The organism is Streptomyces gilvus, from assembly GCF_022513565.1.
GTDB lineage: Bacteria > Actinomycetota > Actinomycetes > Streptomycetales > Streptomycetaceae > Streptomyces > Streptomyces gilvus.
Genome location: NZ_JAKWBE010000015.1, coordinates 97315 through 111390 on the forward strand (window position 1 = coordinate 97315; position 14076 = coordinate 111390).

The 14076-nt window shown below is 70.3% G+C and carries 13 protein-coding genes; 7 read left to right on the top strand and 6 right to left on the bottom strand.

Annotated features, from left to right (window positions below):
• Window positions 1-24: 24 nt before the first annotated feature.
• The gene (locus MKW14_RS23435) at window positions 25-831 is read left to right on the top strand and encodes a helix-turn-helix transcriptional regulator (RefSeq protein ID WP_240865121.1); all 807 of its coding nucleotides are present in this window, start codon (window positions 25-27) and stop codon (window positions 829-831) included.
• On the opposite strand, the gene MKW14_RS23440 is transcribed toward MKW14_RS23435, so the two are convergent.
• The 3 genes from MKW14_RS23440 to mshA form a co-directional block, all read right to left on the bottom strand.
• The gene (locus tag MKW14_RS23440; protein ID WP_240865123.1) at window positions 810-2486 is read right to left on the bottom strand and encodes a glycosyl hydrolase family 28-related protein; all 1677 of its coding nucleotides are present in this window, start codon (window positions 2484-2486) and stop codon (window positions 810-812) included. The two genes, MKW14_RS23435 and MKW14_RS23440, sit on opposite strands and share 22 nt — an antisense overlap.
• A gap of 152 nt (window positions 2487-2638) precedes the next feature.
• Window positions 2639-3139 carry a type III secretion system chaperone family protein gene (locus MKW14_RS23445; RefSeq protein ID WP_240865125.1) on the bottom strand — a complete coding sequence of 167 codons (501 nt, stop codon included), beginning with the start codon at window positions 3137-3139 and terminating at the stop codon, window positions 2639-2641.
• The gene (gene mshA, locus MKW14_RS23450) at window positions 3132-4469 is read right to left on the bottom strand and encodes a D-inositol-3-phosphate glycosyltransferase (RefSeq protein ID WP_240865127.1); all 1338 of its coding nucleotides are present in this window, start codon (window positions 4467-4469) and stop codon (window positions 3132-3134) included. The genes MKW14_RS23445 and mshA overlap by 8 nt, the downstream gene beginning before the upstream one ends.
• A gap of 593 nt (window positions 4470-5062) precedes the next feature.
• Between mshA and MKW14_RS23455 the strand changes: the two genes are divergently transcribed.
• The 3 genes from MKW14_RS23455 to MKW14_RS23465 all read left to right on the top strand — a co-directional run bounded on the left by MKW14_RS23455 (window position 5063) and on the right by MKW14_RS23465 (window position 8601).
• Complete coding sequence (locus tag MKW14_RS23455; protein WP_240865128.1) at window positions 5063-5857, top strand: class I SAM-dependent methyltransferase; 795 nt, start codon at window positions 5063-5065, stop codon at window positions 5855-5857.
• Window positions 5858-6001: 144 nt separating this feature from the next.
• Window positions 6002-7054: a C40 family peptidase gene (locus MKW14_RS23460; RefSeq protein ID WP_240865129.1), complete on the top strand. Its 1053-nt coding sequence runs from the start codon at window positions 6002-6004 to the stop codon at window positions 7052-7054.
• Between the two features lie 251 nt (window positions 7055-7305).
• Complete coding sequence (locus tag MKW14_RS23465; protein ID WP_240865130.1) at window positions 7306-8601, top strand: PP2C family protein-serine/threonine phosphatase; 1296 nt, start codon at window positions 7306-7308, stop codon at window positions 8599-8601.
• Between the two features lie 116 nt (window positions 8602-8717).
• Here the strand turns inward: MKW14_RS23465 and MKW14_RS23470 are convergent, their stop codons facing one another.
• From MKW14_RS23470 to MKW14_RS23480, 3 genes are all read right to left on the bottom strand, one after another.
• Window positions 8718-9056, bottom strand: coding sequence for a DUF2516 family protein (locus MKW14_RS23470; RefSeq protein WP_276621570.1), 339 nt, complete (start codon window positions 9054-9056; stop codon window positions 8718-8720).
• A gap of 131 nt (window positions 9057-9187) precedes the next feature.
• Entirely contained in the window at window positions 9188-9853 is a 666-nt protein-coding gene (locus tag MKW14_RS23475; RefSeq protein ID WP_240865131.1) for a hypothetical protein, read from the bottom strand.
• Window positions 9854-9912: 59 nt separating this feature from the next.
• Window positions 9913-10506 (bottom strand): helix-turn-helix domain-containing protein, encoded by a 594-nt coding sequence (locus MKW14_RS23480; RefSeq protein WP_240865132.1) that lies wholly within the window; start codon window positions 10504-10506, stop codon window positions 9913-9915.
• Between the two features lie 244 nt (window positions 10507-10750).
• Between MKW14_RS23480 and MKW14_RS23485 the strand changes: the two genes are divergently transcribed.
• From MKW14_RS23485 to MKW14_RS23495, 3 genes are read left to right on the top strand one after another with little or no spacing between them, the layout of a single operon-like run.
• Window positions 10751-12070 (top strand): TnsA-like heteromeric transposase endonuclease subunit, encoded by a 1320-nt coding sequence (locus MKW14_RS23485; RefSeq protein ID WP_240865134.1) that lies wholly within the window; start codon window positions 10751-10753, stop codon window positions 12068-12070.
• A 33-nt stretch (window positions 12071-12103) separates the two neighbouring features.
• Entirely contained in the window at window positions 12104-12574 is a 471-nt protein-coding gene (locus MKW14_RS23490) for a hypothetical protein (protein WP_240865135.1), read from the top strand.
• A 17-nt stretch (window positions 12575-12591) separates the two neighbouring features.
• Window positions 12592-13236 carry a hypothetical protein gene (locus MKW14_RS23495; protein ID WP_240865137.1) on the top strand — a complete coding sequence of 215 codons (645 nt, stop codon included), beginning with the start codon at window positions 12592-12594 and terminating at the stop codon, window positions 13234-13236.
• Window positions 13237-14076 lie beyond the last annotated feature (840 nt).

Below are 14076 nucleotides of genomic sequence, written 5' to 3' on the forward strand. Positions count from 1 at the left end.
GGCCCCGTCTTGTACGTTTTTTGCATGGCCGCTCAGCGCTCCCGACCGGAGGTCTCCGCCTGGCGCCCCCGGGTGCGGGGCGTGGTGGAGGTCTTCCACGCGCACTTCACCGAGTACGCCTACCCCATGCACGTCCATGAGGCGTGGACGCTGCTCATCGTGGACGACGGGGCCGTACGGTACGACCTCGACCGGCACGAGCACGGCACCCCGCACGACACGGTCACCCTGCTGCCGCCGCACGTCCCGCACAACGGCTCACCGGCCACCCCGCACGGCTTCCGCAAGCGGGTCGTCTACCTCGACGACACCCGGCTCGGCGACGACCTCATCGGGGCCGCCGTCGACGGCCCCGACCTGCGCGATCCGACGCTGCGCCGGCGGGTCGGGCAGCTGCACACCGCGCTCGGGCGGCCGGGCGAGGAGCTGGAGGCCGAGAGCCGGCTGACGCTGATCGGCGACCGGCTGCGGGACCTGCTGCGGCCGGGACAGGGGACTCGGCCCGCGCGGCCCGACCCCGTCCTCGCCCGCCGGCTGCGGGAACTCCTCGACGAGCACGTCGTCGACGGGCTCGGCCTGGACGCCGCCGCGGAGCTCCTGCACGCCCATCCCGCCCATCTGGTACGGGCGTTCAGCACCGCGTACGGCATCGCCCCGCACCAGTACCTCACCTCCCGCCGTGTCGACCGGGCCCGCCGCCTCCTGCTGGACGGGCGGGCGCCGGGCGAGGTGGCGGCGGCGACGGGATTCTTCGACCAGTCCCATCTCACGCGCCACTTCCGGAAGTTGGTGGGGGTGCCGCCGGGGCGCTACCGGATCGCCGCGCGCTGAGCCTCGTGCAGGTTGCGCGGTCGTACGGTGTCGGTCGTGGGGTACAGCTCCAGCCGCGCGTGCAGATCGCCGGTGAAGTCGGGGACGTCGATCTGGTCGAACTCCGAGCACTCGTCGAGGCCGACGGTCGCGCTCCACGGGGCCAGACCGTCGATCTTCACCAGGCCCGCCCGGTGGTTGGTGTCGCGGATGTTCCAGTGGGTGAAGCGGGCGCCGTACAGCGGACCGGCAATCGCGTCGCCGCCGTGGCGGCCGTTGTTGTTGACGGTGATGTCGGTGCGGACGTTGGCGAACGGCAGTCCGCGGTGGGAGTCGAAGGTGCCCATCTGCATGTCCCCGCGCGACCACACGTTGTACGAGGACAGGCCCTCGACGTTGATGCCGTGCAGCTGGGTGTCGGACCGGGCCGGGACCGTGCGCTGCTCGATGGTGAAGTCCTCGATCAGGTTGTCGTGCGAGCCCTCACGGCAGAAGTACGGGTGGTGTTCGCCCCGGCCGCCCACGCGCGTGCGGCGCAGGGTGCAGGAGGAGGCGGCGACCAGGCCGAAGCCGTTGTCGACGTTGCGGACCGTCACGTCGTCCACCCAGCAGTCGTACGCGCATTGGAGGACGACGCCGTTGTAGCCCTTGTCGAGGAGGTGCGGGGACTGGGGGGTCTCCATCACGTCCAGGGTGAGGCCCTCGACGCCGGAGCCGGTCAACTCGCTTACGTGCGTGGTGAGTTGTGGGTTCCATTCGGGGCGCAGGTCCAGGGGCAGGGGGCGTTCGAGGGTGACTCTGCGGCCTCGGACGCGGGCGATGCGGACCGGCCACTCGTAGGGGACGTAGGAGAGGAGCTTGGTCTTGTCCTCCCAGTAGTACGCCGCCGGGCCGGGGCCGCCGCCCGACATGTGCTGGAGCAGGGTGTGGGTGGCGTCGTCGGCGATGCGCAGGAGGACCAGGGCGCCGGGGCGGAGGTGGTTGGGGTCGGCGACGGTGACCGTCCAGTCGCCCTGGCGGGCGGGTTCGACGGGGGTCAGGGTGCGCCACTCGTCCCGTTTGTTGCCGGTCCAGCCCTCGAAGGGCCAGGCCTGGGCCCTGATCGCGGCCACCAGGGAGTCCCAACGGGCCTTGGGCGCCAGCCAGATGAGGCCGCCCGCCCAGGACCAGGCCGACTTGGTGCCGCCGTAGCGGGAGCCGTACACGCCGATCAGTTCGGTGAGGTTCTTGGTGACGTGGAGGGTGGTGCGGGCGCTTCCGGCGCCGCGCAGCACGACGTTGTCGTAGCCGATCTGGATCAGGCCGTCGATGCGGAAGGTGCCGGGTGGGATGGAGACCGTGCCACCGCCGGCCCGTCCGGCGGCGGCGATGGCACGGTTGATCGCGGGGGCGCAGTCGGTCGTGCCGTCCGCCACGGCTCCGTAGCGGCGCACGTCGACGACGGCGGGGCGGCGGGGGAAGCGCTCCGCCCCGCCTCGGTAGCCGGCCCTTCCGATGTAGGGGATCTGGGGGTGCGTGAAGGGGGTTCGGACGAACTCCCGCCAGAGGGCGGGGACTTGGCCGGCTGTTGACCGGGGCGCGGCGAGCGCCGGTGTGGTGGTGATCGCGGCTGCCGCCACCGCCGTGGTTCCGGCCAGCAGGCTCCGTCTGGTCATGCCGTGGTGCGCGGTGCTCATTCCGTACGTCCTTCCATGCGGCTCTTCATGGATGTGAACGACGTTCAGATCTGCGTCGGCCGTGAGCATGCCACGGCGATCCCTTGCCGGGAAGGGGGCGCGCAGAGGTTGCTCAGAGGTGGATTAGGGGTTTCTCAGGTACGGACCTGAATTCAGTCAGCGGGGCGCTGGGTCAGGTGGGTGAACGCGTCGAGATTGCGCGTCGATTCGCCCCGGGACACCCGCCAGGCGTACTCCTTGCGGATCGCCGAGGCGAAACCCAGCTCCAGGAGCGTGTTGAAGCTGCCGTCCGCCGCTTCCAGGATCTGGCCGAGCAGACGGTCGATCTCCTCCGGGGTGACCGCGGAGAGGGGGAGTTTCGCGGTGACGTAGACGTCGCCGAGGTGGTCCACCGCGTAACTCACGCCGTAGAGCTTGAGGTTGCGTTCCAGGAGCCAGCGGTGGACGCCGGGCTCGTTCTCGTCGGGGTGGCGGATGACGAAGGCGTTGACGGAGAGGGAGTGACGGCCGACGAGGAGGGAGACCGTCGTCTTCAGCTTGCGGGTGCCGGGGAGTTGCGCCACGTAGTTGCCGGGGGCGGGGCTCTCCCACTCGACCTCGGCGTCCTTCAGCGCGTCCTCGACGACCTGCGCCACCCTCGCTTCGTCAGCCATGCTGCGAGCGTACGCGACGGCGGTGCGCCTGCATCGCGGCCGTGTAGACGTCCGCAGTGGCGGCAGCCGCGGTGTCCCAGCCGAAGCTCTGCGCGTGCGCGGCCGCCGCCGCGCCCAGGCGGGGGGTGAGGGTGGGGTCGTCGGCGAAGGAGCGGAGTACGCGGGCGTAGTCGGTGGGGTTGTGGCCTCGGACCAGGAAACCGGTCTCCTCGTTTCGGACGGCCACCGGGAGGCCGCCCACCGCTGCCGCGAGGACCGGGGTGCCGGCCGCCTGTGCCTCTATGGCCACCAGGCCGAAGGACTCGCTGTACGACGGCATGACCAGGACGGACGCGGCCCTGAACCAGTCCGCCAGCTGCTCCTGGCCGACGGGCGGGCGGAACCGTACGACGTCCGCGATGCCCAGGCGGGCGGCGAGCTTCTGCAGGCCCTCCGGCTTGGCGAGGCCGCTGCCGCTGGGGCCGCCGACCACGGGGACGACGATGCGGGAGCGGAGGTCGGGGCGCTCGTCGAGGAGCGCCGCCACCGCGCGGAGGAGGATGTCCGGGGCCTTGAGGGGCTGGATGCGGCCGGCGAAGAGCGGGATCAGGGCGTCCTGGGGGAGGTCGAGGCGGGCCCGGGCCGCGGCTCGGCCGTCCGCGGGGCGGAAGCGGTCGAGGTTGACGCCGGGGTGGACCGCCGCGACCTTGGCGGGGTCGGCGCTGTAGTGGTCGATCAGCTCGGTCGCCTCTTCGGCGGTGTTCGCGATGAGGCGGTCGGCCGCGTCCACGATCTGGGTCTCGCCGATGACCCTGGCCGCGGGTTCGGGGGTGTCGCCTTCGGCGAGGTTGGCGTTCTTGACCTTGGCCATGGTGTGCATGGCGTGCACGAGGGGGACGCCCCAGCGCTGGGCCGCGAGCCAGCCGACGTGGCCGGAGAGCCAGTAGTGGGAGTGGACGAGGTCGTAGTGGCCGGGGCGGTGGCCGGCCCATGCCTGCATCACGCCGTGGGTGAAGGCGCAGAGCTGGGCGGGGAGGTCCTCCTTGGCCAGGCCCTCGTAGGGGCCGGCGTCGACGTGGCGGACCAGGACGCCGGGGGCCAGCTCGACGGTGGGGGGGAGGGCGGCGGCGGTGGCTCGGGTGAAGATCTCCACCTCGATGTTGATGGCCGCGAGACGCTGGGCGAGTTCGACGATGTAGACGTTCATGCCGCCCGCGTCGCCGGTGCCGGGCTGGTGGAGTGGGGAGGTGTGGACCGAGAGCATGGCTACGCGGCGGGGGCGGCGGTGGAGCCTCAGGCGTGTGGGCGGGGCCGGGGAGCGTCGCCCGAGCCTGCTGACGTACTGGCTCACTTGGCGGTCCTCCTTGCAGCGGGCATGCCTTGGTGGAGGGTGGGTGAACCCCTCCAAGGGGGTGCAACAGCGGAGGGGCGGGTTCCCATTCCTGGGGGTGCGGATTTTGCCTGGGTATTACCGGGGGTCGCTCAACCGTTCGGGTGGTCGGTGCTGGTGCCTGCGGCGGGCTGCGGGGGTTGGGTGGGGGCGAGCGCCTGCGGCGGCCTGCGGGGGTCGGGAGGGGGCGAGTGCCCGCGGCGGCCTGCGCGGGCCGGGAGGGGGCGAGTGCCCGCGGCGGCCTGCGCGGGCCGGGAGGGGGCGAGTGCCCGCGGCGGCCTGCGCCGGTCGGGAGGGGGCGAGTGCCCGCGGCGGCCTGCGCCGGTCGGGAGGGGGCGAGTGCCCGCGGCGGCCTGCGGGGGTTGAGTGGGGGCTTGCGTTGCGCACTGCTCGCCGTTGGGGGTCAGTGCCGCGCCGGGGGGGTGTCCGTCCCCGGTCGGGCGGTGCCGTTCGTTGGGCGGTGCGCGGTGTCGGACGCCCGACGCCGCGGGCGGACACCCCCTCCCACGTCCCCTTCTCGCCGTTGCGCCGGTGCGGGCGCATACCCTCTCGGTATGAGCAGCCGCGCCGCCGTGTCCCGTCCTGTGGGCAGCGTCACTCGCGGGACCACGAATCCCAATCGGCTGCGGCGAATGGATCGGTGGATCGCCCATGTGGTGGGGGGCGAGCTGCGGCGGGTGGGGGATCCCGTCGCGGTTGACCTTGGGTACGGGGCCTCGCCGTGGACCGCTGTGGAGTTGCTGGAGCGGCTGCGGGGCGTTGCGCCGGGTGTGCGGGTGGTGGGGGTCGAGATCGAGCCGGCTCGCGTGGCGGCTGCCAAGCCGTATGAGCGGGACGGGCTCGTGTTTGTGCATGGCGGGTTTGAGATTCCGGTGAGTGGGCGGGTTTCGCTGATTCGTGCCGCCAACGTGTTGCGGCAGTACGACGAGGAAGAGGTGGCCGGCGTCTGGGAGCGGTTGCGCGGGCGGCTTGCTCCCGGGGGGCTGCTTGTCGAGGGGACCTGTGACGAGGTGGGGCGGCGGCATGTGTGGGTCGCTCTGGGGGTGGAGGGGCCGCGGACCGTCACCTTTGCGGCCCATCTGGGGTCGTTGGAGCGTCCGTCCGAGCTGGCGGCGCGGTTGCCGAAGGTTCTCATCCATCGCAATGTGCCGGGACAGGCGGTTTTTGAGTTTTTGCGGGACTTCGATCGTGCGTGGGCTACCGCCGCTCCTCTGGCTTCTTATGGCGCTCGGCAGCGGTGGATTCAGGCGGTGCGGTATCTGGCCGGTGACTGGCCGCTCGTGGATGGGGTCGGGCGGTGGCGGCAGGGTGAAGTGACGGTGGAGTGGGGGGCGTTGGCTCCGCGCTGAACCGGGGGGAACGATCTGTGGGGGTGGTTCGTCACAGGGGCGGGGAGATCGTCGGGAGCCTGGGTCTGTCGTTTTGTGCTTGATCGTGGCACGATCCTCCAGGCTCGTATGTTACTGACGGTAAATCAGGTGGGGGGAAGCGGTATGGGTGCGGCCAAGCGTCGGTTGCTGGCCACGGCCGTGGCGTGTGTGGTTGCCGTACTGGCCGTACCGGGGGTCGCGTTCGCCAGTCCGGAGCCGACGCCTTCGGTCTCCGCGCCGGGCAAGGACCTTGAGGCCGTCCGGGAGCAGCTCGATGGGCTGTACCACGACGCCGCCGTTGCCACGGACTCCTACAACGCCGCCGAGGAGCGGGCGCGGAAGCAGTCCGCCGCGATCGTCGATCTGGCGAAGAAGATCGTCGAAGGGCAGAAGAAGCTCGACGAGTTGAAGAAGCGGGCGGGGGCCGCGGCTGCCGCGCAGTACCGGAGCGGGGGACTGCCCGACGAGGCGCAGTTGCTGCTCAGCGACAATCCGCAGCAGTTCCTGGACGGGGCCGGGCGGGTGCTGCAGGGCGAGCGGGCGGCCAAGGGGCTCATCGGCGAACTGACCCGTACACAGGAGGACTTGCAGCAGTACGCGACGGACGCCTCCGCTCAGTGGCAGAAGCTGGAGGCCGACAGGAAGGCCAAGGAGTCCGCCCGCAAGCAGATCAAGAAGCAGATCGCGGCCGCCGAGAAGCTCGAGTCCCGGCTGGAGGAGAAGGAGAAGGAGCGGCTCGCCGAGTTGGAGCGGGAAGCCGCCTACAAGGCGCAGAGCGCCTGGCTCGGCACCGGGGTGTTGGACGAGATCAAGGGGTCCGCTTCCGAGGCGGGGAAGAAGGCCGTCGCCTTCGCCACCCAGCAGATCGGGAAGCCCTATGAGTGGGGCGCCGAGGGGCCCAAGTCGTACGACTGCTCGGGGCTCACGTCGCAGGCCTGGCTGGATGCCGGGCATCCCATTCCGCGGACCTCGCAGGAGCAGTGGAAGCAGCTCAAGCACGTGGACATCAAGGACATGCGTCCGGGGGATCTGATCATTTACTTCGACGACGCCAGTCATGTCGCCCTGTACATAGGTGACGGGACCATCGTGCACGCCCCGCGGCCGGGGCGGACGGTGACGATCGCGGGGGCCGGGTCCATGCCGATCCTGGGCGTGGTGCGGCCGGACGCCTGAGACCGCGGTCACGTGACACAGGGCACCCCGGGTCGGTTTCAAACCCCCAGCGGACGTGACCTTCGTCATTCCGCCTGGTGGGGTGTGCTGTCCAACTGCGGTACGGAACGCGGCATATGACGGTGGCCGGTGTACGGGCGACGTGGCTCACACCATTCCGCTCAGCCGCCGACTACCGCTATGGTCCCCGTCGGTGGATCGAGGTCCCTCGCCCCACCGCGCCCTCGGGGGGAGGGAAGGAAGTCAGGACGATGCCCGTACCCATACCGCGGCAGCGAGCGATCCCGGCCGCGGAGAGCGGTCGGGCGCAGGCCGCGCCCCACGGCGGTCCCTCCACGCACCGGTCCCCGCACAAGGAAGCCACGGTCGACAACAACGCCACCACCCACCTCACGCTGCTGCTGATCGAGAACGATCCCGGCGGCTCCGCTGTCGTGCCCGAACCGCAGGACCCGGCCGACAAGCCGATCCGCGTCCGCCACGCCCGCAACCTCACCGAGGCGGAGCGGCTGCTGACCGACGACGTCCACTGCATCCTGCTGGACCTCGCGCTGCCGGGGCGTGGCGACGACGAGGACGAACTCGCCGTGCTCAAGCACGTGCTGCGCCTCGCCCCCCGGCACGCCGTGCTGGCCCTGGCCCCGTCCGGTGACGCCGAGCGCGGCGCGGAGGCCGTGCGGGTGGGCGCCCAGGACTATCTCTTCCGGGACGAGCTGGACGGGCGGCTGCTGAGCCGGGCGGTGCGGTACGCCGTGGAGCGGAAACGTTCCGACACGGCCGAGCGGCGGCTGGCCGAGGGGCGGGTACGGGCGCAGGAGAACCGGCGCCTGGAGCGCGGGCTGCTGCCGACCCCGCTGCTGGAGGGTTCGTCGCTGCGGTTCGCCGCGCGCTACCGGCCCGGGCGCTCGCGCGCGCTGCTCGGCGGGGACTTCTACGACGTCGTACGGACCCCGGACGGGACCGTGCACGCCATGATCGGTGACGTCTGCGGGCACGGCCCCGACGAGGCCGCGCTCGGGGTGGAACTGCGGATCGCCTGGCGCGCGCTGACGCTCGCGGGGCTGAGCGGGGACCAGTTGCTGAACACGCTCCAGCAAGTGCTCGAACACGAGCGGTCCGACGACGAGATCTTCGCGACCCTGTGCACGGTGGACATCGCCCCGGACGGGCGGCGGGCCGGGCTGTGTCTCGCCGGGCACCCCTCGCCGCTGGTCGCCCGGCCGGGACGGGCTCCGAAGCTGCTGCCGTACGACAACAACGGGCCGGCTCTCGGTCTGCTGCCCGGGGCCCGGTGGCCGCGGATGCAGGTGGAGCTGGGGCCGGAGTGGAGCCTGATGCTCTACACCGACGGGCTCATCGAGGGGCATGTCGGTCAGGGGCGGGAGCGGCTCGGGCAGGACGGCATGGTGGAGATCGTGCGCCGGCTGCTCGCCGAGGGACTGGGCGGCGAGGAGCTGTTGCGGGCCGCGGTGAACGAGGTGCGCGAGCTCAACGGGGGCGAGCTGACGGACGACGTCGCGGTGCTGCTGCTGGACCGGGAGGGCTGAGCGCGGTCGCCGGACCCTTGATGGGCGCGGGCGCCGGGCCTCTGAGGGGCGCGGTCGCCGGGCCCCTGAGGGTTGTTGTCGTGCCCCTGAGGGGCGCGCTTGTCCTCCGGGGAGTCTCAGCGGCCGCCGTTCCAGGGGCCGTAAGGGCCGTCGCTGCTGCTGCCGCCGCCCCTTCTGCGGCCGAAGCCACCACCCGAGACCTGCCTGAGGGCGGGGCGGACGTCCACGAAGAAGACGATGGAGGCGACCAGGCCGGCGAGCTGGAGGAAGAGCATCGGGATCAACAGGTTCACCGCCACCGCGATACCCAGGATGATCAGCCAGAAGCCCTTGTTCTGCTTGTCGGCGGCGCGGTAGGCGTCGTCGCGGAAGAGGGCCGCCATGAGGAGCGCCACCACGGCGAGGACCAGCATGGCGAGGTAGAGCAGCCACATGAACCCTGCGAAGCCCGACATCAGCACAACGTCCACCACCCGAATCGGCTAGTCCTTACGCGGTCACCGTACCCGTTCAGGCGTTCCCGCTACACAGAGAACGGGCCGGGCACTCCAGGAGTGCCCGGCCTGTTCTTCGTCACCCGTTCGTGTCACTTGGCGGGCGGGGTGGTCTTCTTCGCGGTGGTGGTGGGCTTGCGGACCGGCGCCTTCTTGGCGGGGGCCTTCTTGGCCGCGGCGGCAGCGGGCTGGGCCGCGGCGGGCTCGTCCTTGACGGCGGCCGGCTCGGGCTTCGGCTCGACGGCGATCGCGAGTTCCTCGACGTCCTCGGCGACGGACTCGATGCCCTCGGCGGCCTCGCCGCGCCAGGTGCGCACGGCCTGCTCGCCGTGCTCGGCGACCTTCTCGTAGGTCTCACGGGCCTTGACGGCGTACTCGGCGGCCACGCCGACACCGCGCAGCGCGAAGTCCTGGGCGGACTCGCCGAACTTCTTCAGGTCGGCGTCGATCGTGGAGCCGAGCTTCTTGATGTCACCGTCGAGGGAGGCGATGAACTCGGTGACCTTGGCCTGGAAGGACTCCTGCGTCTCCCTGACGCGGGCCTGCGCCTCCTTGGCACGGGCCTGGGCCTTCTCCTGGACGGCCTTCGGGTCGGTGCTGCGGACGGCCTCGATACGGGCCGGGGCCTCGGCGCGCAGCTGCTCCACCAGACCGGGCACCTTCTTGGCCTGCTGGAAGGCCAGGTCGGCGGTGCCGGCCGCGAAGTAGAGCGGCGTGGGGTCGCTGAGGGTCTTGCGGAGGTCGTCGGTGATGGCCATGGTGATGGTCCTCCCGGATCACATGCGGCTGAGGGTTTTGGGTGCCGCAGCGGCCTCGCTCAACTGGCGGGCTGCTGCGGGTCGTACGGTGCGGCGTCGCTGCCGTCGGCTGTGCGGGTGCGGCGCGCGGCGGACTCACGTCCACCGGCCGCGCGGTTCTCGGCCGCCTCGGTGCCCTTGCGGGCGGGGCGTCGTACGGCGGTGTCGTCGCCCTCGGTGTCCACCGCGCCGTCGCCGGACGCCACGGCCTCGGCGACCGCGGCGTTCGCCCGGGCCACCGCGTCTGCCTCGCCGTCCTCGGCCCCGAAGCCGTTCTCTTTTCTGAACGACTCGTAGATCTGCAGCAGGACCTGCTTCTGCCGCTCGGTGAGCGTGGGGTCGGCGAGTATGACCGCGCGCGTCTCCACCTCGTCGCGGTCGCGCTCCGCGTCGAGTATTCCGGCCCGCACATACAGCGTCTCGGCGGAGATCCGCAGCGCCTTGGCTACTTGCTGCAACACCTCCGCGCTCGGCTTGCGCAGCCCGCGCTCGATCTGGCTCAGATACGGATTGGACACCCCGGCGGCATCGGCGAGCTGCCTGAGCGACAGCTGCGCGTTGCGCCGCTGTTCACGCAGGTACTCACCGAGATTGCCGACGTTGAGCGTTGCCATGCCTCCACTGTGCAACACCGTCGCTAACTATTGCAAGCACATGCTTGCAATAGTGCGCCACACCACTCGGACGGATGCGCGTGACTGAGTGTCCTGTCTGTCCTTGACCTGTCTCGCTGAAGGCGGCCCAATCTCGGTCTATCCAGGCCATCTGGCTGTGTGTCTCAGTCAACCTTGGCCATCTTCTGTTCGGTCTCGCTCTTTCTGAGCCGCTGCCACGCTTGGCTGTCTACGGTCGTCGTACGTGGACAGCGCCGGGTGGGGGTGGCTGGTGGAGGAGGAGGACTTCCGGCTGGAGTACGTCGACGCTCGCGGTGACCTGCATGCGGGGCCGCTTGAAGTGATGTGGCCGGCGCGTTTCGAGGCGGCCGGGCAGGTGCGGACGTTCCCGTCGTACCCCGGTCAACGCAATTTTCCCGGCTGGTACTGGGCTGCTACGGGTGCCGAGTTGGTGGGTTACGAGTCGTGGGTGGAACTCGGTCAGCTGATGCGGCTGGACTGTGATCCGGATGTGGTGGCGATGGCGTCACAGCCGTTCCGGTTCTCGTGGCGGTCCGGTGGCCGGGCTCGGCGGACCAGCCATACGCCGGACTACTTCGTGCGCCGTCGGGACGGCACCGGTGTGGTGCTGGACGTGCGTCCCGACGACGGGATCGAGCCCGAGGACGCGGTGAAGTTCGAGGTCACGGCGGCGGCCTGCGCGCGGGTGGGCTGGGGTTTTGAGCGGGTGGGTGTGCTCGATCCGGTACTGGCGGCGAATCTGCGCTGGTTGTCGGGCTACCGGCATCCGCGGGTGCGGCGAGAGCCGGTGGCAGTGGAGTTGCGGGCGGCTTTCGCCCGGCCTCGGGGTCTTCTGGCGGGGGTCCGTGCGGTGGGTGATCCGATCGCCGTGCTCCCGGTGCTCTTCCATCTGATCTGGCGCCGGGAGTTGGCGGTGGAACTGGAAGCCGGACTGCTGTCGGCGGCCACGCAGGTTCGCCCGGTGGCCGGGGTCGCGGAGTGCGTCCCTCACCGCCTCTGGATCGGCCGGGCCGTCGAGTCCCCTGCCACCCAGTTCGACCTCGCCGACCTCCCCGAGATCGTCGCCGCCCAACAGCGCCACTACCGGCTCCTTCGCCGCCACGGTCCCCACGTGCTCAACCCGTGCTACGCGCAGTGCTCACTGTTCTGGCACGTCCTCATGCAGCACGGCTACCGGATCAGCGACCTCTCCCGCCGCCTCGTCCGGCTCCAGCCCCGCCCTACCCGCAGCGTCCGGCCCTGGGACCCCAAACGCTATGCCGCGTTCTATCCGGAGATCGTCACGAGCATGGCCCTCTACGCCTCTCCGTACTGGCGCCGTCTGGCCATGTACACCGACGAGGAAGACTTCCGGGCCTTCCACGCGGAGTTCACACGACGGCTCCCCAACGAGAGCACTCTGCGCACAACGGCCAAGCCCTGGTTCATCCAACAGCTCCGCGTCATCGCGCACACCATCCAGGACGCCGCTGAGAAGAACGCCCTTGCCGACGCGGCCCACAGCTCTCTCGAAGCTGCAGCCGCTGCACTGAAATCGGGATGAGTCGGGCCACAGTTGTGTGACATGGTCAGGTGCATGAAGAGGATCACGAAAGCATCGCTCGTCACCCTCTCGGCTGCCGTCGTGGCCTTGGGACAGACGGGAGCCGCGCACGCCGACACCCCCCACTGGAACAAGACCAAGAAGTGCCAGCAGAAGGACTTGGACGGGCGGAACGTACCCACCCGTATCGGGAACAGTGAACTGGGTTGGGCCCACTTTTCCAGCAACCACAACATCCGTACCTGCCGCATCGTCAACGCTCCCCTGAACGGCAAGGCGGACAAGAACGACGGCAAGGGGGGCCTGGAATACTGGGGTTACGCCTTTGACGGCACGCACCCCCAAGTGAAGATCATCGTCAAAGCGCAGGTCACCCGCCGTACTCAGGACAAGCGGTACGACGCCGGAAGTGGGCAGATGATCGGCGTCATCACCGCCTACTGCAAGGGCATGAGGAAGTGCCCGAACTGGATGAACCAGTCCGCCACCAAGTTCAAGCGCTGAACAGGGAGACGCCCGCAATGACGCCGTGGGAAGTGGCCGTGGCACAGGCCGACGTGACCGGCCACTTGATCCTCTACACGCAGGCACCGATCGTGAAGAAGATGCGTGTCCGCGGCGTCCTCCCCGGCCCCGACGGGGCGCCGACCGTGCGGATCGCGCTCGGCGACCGCAAGGCGACCGTCGGTGATCTCCTCACCATCTACGAGATCCCGCTCTTCCAGCCGGACGAGGTGTTGCTCCCATGGGAGGCGGTCAGCCGTGTACGGCACGAGGCGGGTGAGGTGCGGTTCTACTCCGGTGGTCAAGTGGGCACCGTCCTCGATACGCCGCTGATCAGGCTCTCGGAGGAGGTGCCCGGCGAGGAGCGACTGGAGGACCGGGCGCACGCGTTGCTCACCGCACTGAACTGTCCGGCTCCGGGCTACGAGGAGCGAAAGAAGGCCGAGTCACTGCTGGTCGGCTTCCTGTATCTGAGCGAGGGCCGGATGCGGCTGTACGTACGTCATCAGGGTGATCCCGACGTCGTGGGCTGCGATGTCCGGCTTACGGAGGCCGGACCAGCCGTGATCGCGGAGGTGTTCTCCCGGTCGCAGGAGCGGGAACTGTTGGAGGAGCCGGAGGACGATCCGCACTGTACGGCCGTACTCGATCTGACGCACTGAGCAAGGATCGCGAACCGCGATCTTCATAGGACAGGGCCAGCCTGAGACTCCTCGGCGGTCCCGAATGGCGCCGCCCTGGCCGGGCGACACCTCAGTTTGAGCGAGACAGCCGACCCGCCCCCGTCTCACTCAAACTGAGGCACCCCAGGTCAAGCACTCACGCTGCCTCACCTTCAGCGAGACCGGACAGTCCTGTCTCTACCCGGCCGCACATGCCTACAGAAGAGCGGGACTGAGGTGCCGGCGGAGGTCCTCGAGCTGGAGTACGTCAGCACAGCCGGGGTGCGCGAGCGGGGGCCTTTGAGCCGGTTGTGGCCGGTGCGGTTCGAGTCGGTGCGGCCATAGCGCCGGTTTCCGGCGTTTCGTGGTCAGGGCAACTGGTGCGGCTGGTACTGGTCGGCGACCTGCGGCGGGCATGTGGGCTATGAGTCGTGGCTGGAGCGCGACCGTCTGATGCTGCTCGACTTTGGTCCGCTGGTGACGGGCATGGCTTCGCAGCCGTTCCGGCTGCCGTGGACCCGCGCGAATGGGAAGCGGGTGCGGCCGTCCGCCGCGCCGACGGCACGGGCCTGGTGGTGGATGTGCGTCCGGATGAGCGGATCGAGCCGGATGACGCGGCGAAGTTCGCCGTGACGGCGGCGGCTTGCCGAGCGGTGGGCTGGGATTTCCAACGGGTGGGCACGCCGGAGGCGGTGCTGATGGCGAACGTGCGGTGGCTGGGCGGCTACCGGCATCCGCGAGTGCACCGCCCGGCGGTCGCTGCGCGCTTGGTGGAGGTGTTCGCCGACGGCGGCGGGGTTGCTGGCCGGGGCTACCCGAGGCATCACGCTCCCATGGCTC

Excerpts from the sequence above, each read along its gene's own strand:
- MKW14_RS23435 (WP_240865121.1), top strand. The coding sequence starts at position 25 with ATGGCCGCTCAGCGCTCCCGACCGGAGGTCTCCGCCTGGCGCCCCCGG.
- MKW14_RS23440 (WP_240865123.1), bottom strand. The coding sequence starts at position 2,486 with ATGAGCACCGCGCACCACGGCATGACCAGACGGAGCCTGCTGGCCGGA.
- MKW14_RS23445 (WP_240865125.1), bottom strand. The coding sequence starts at position 3,139 with ATGGCTGACGAAGCGAGGGTGGCGCAGGTCGTCGAGGACGCGCTGAAG.
- MKW14_RS23455 (WP_240865128.1), top strand. The coding sequence starts at position 5,063 with ATGAGCAGCCGCGCCGCCGTGTCCCGTCCTGTGGGCAGCGTCACTCGC.
- MKW14_RS23460 (WP_240865129.1), top strand. The coding sequence starts at position 6,002 with ATGGGTGCGGCCAAGCGTCGGTTGCTGGCCACGGCCGTGGCGTGTGTG.
- MKW14_RS23465 (WP_240865130.1), top strand. The coding sequence starts at position 7,306 with ATGCCCGTACCCATACCGCGGCAGCGAGCGATCCCGGCCGCGGAGAGC.
- MKW14_RS23470 (WP_276621570.1), bottom strand. The coding sequence starts at position 9,056 with ATGTCGGGCTTCGCAGGGTTCATGTGGCTGCTCTACCTCGCCATGCTG.
- MKW14_RS23475 (WP_240865131.1), bottom strand. The coding sequence starts at position 9,853 with ATGGCCATCACCGACGACCTCCGCAAGACCCTCAGCGACCCCACGCCG.
- MKW14_RS23480 (WP_240865132.1), bottom strand. The coding sequence starts at position 10,506 with ATGGCAACGCTCAACGTCGGCAATCTCGGTGAGTACCTGCGTGAACAG.
- MKW14_RS23490 (WP_240865135.1), top strand. The coding sequence starts at position 12,104 with ATGAAGAGGATCACGAAAGCATCGCTCGTCACCCTCTCGGCTGCCGTC.
- MKW14_RS23495 (WP_240865137.1), top strand. The coding sequence starts at position 12,592 with ATGACGCCGTGGGAAGTGGCCGTGGCACAGGCCGACGTGACCGGCCAC.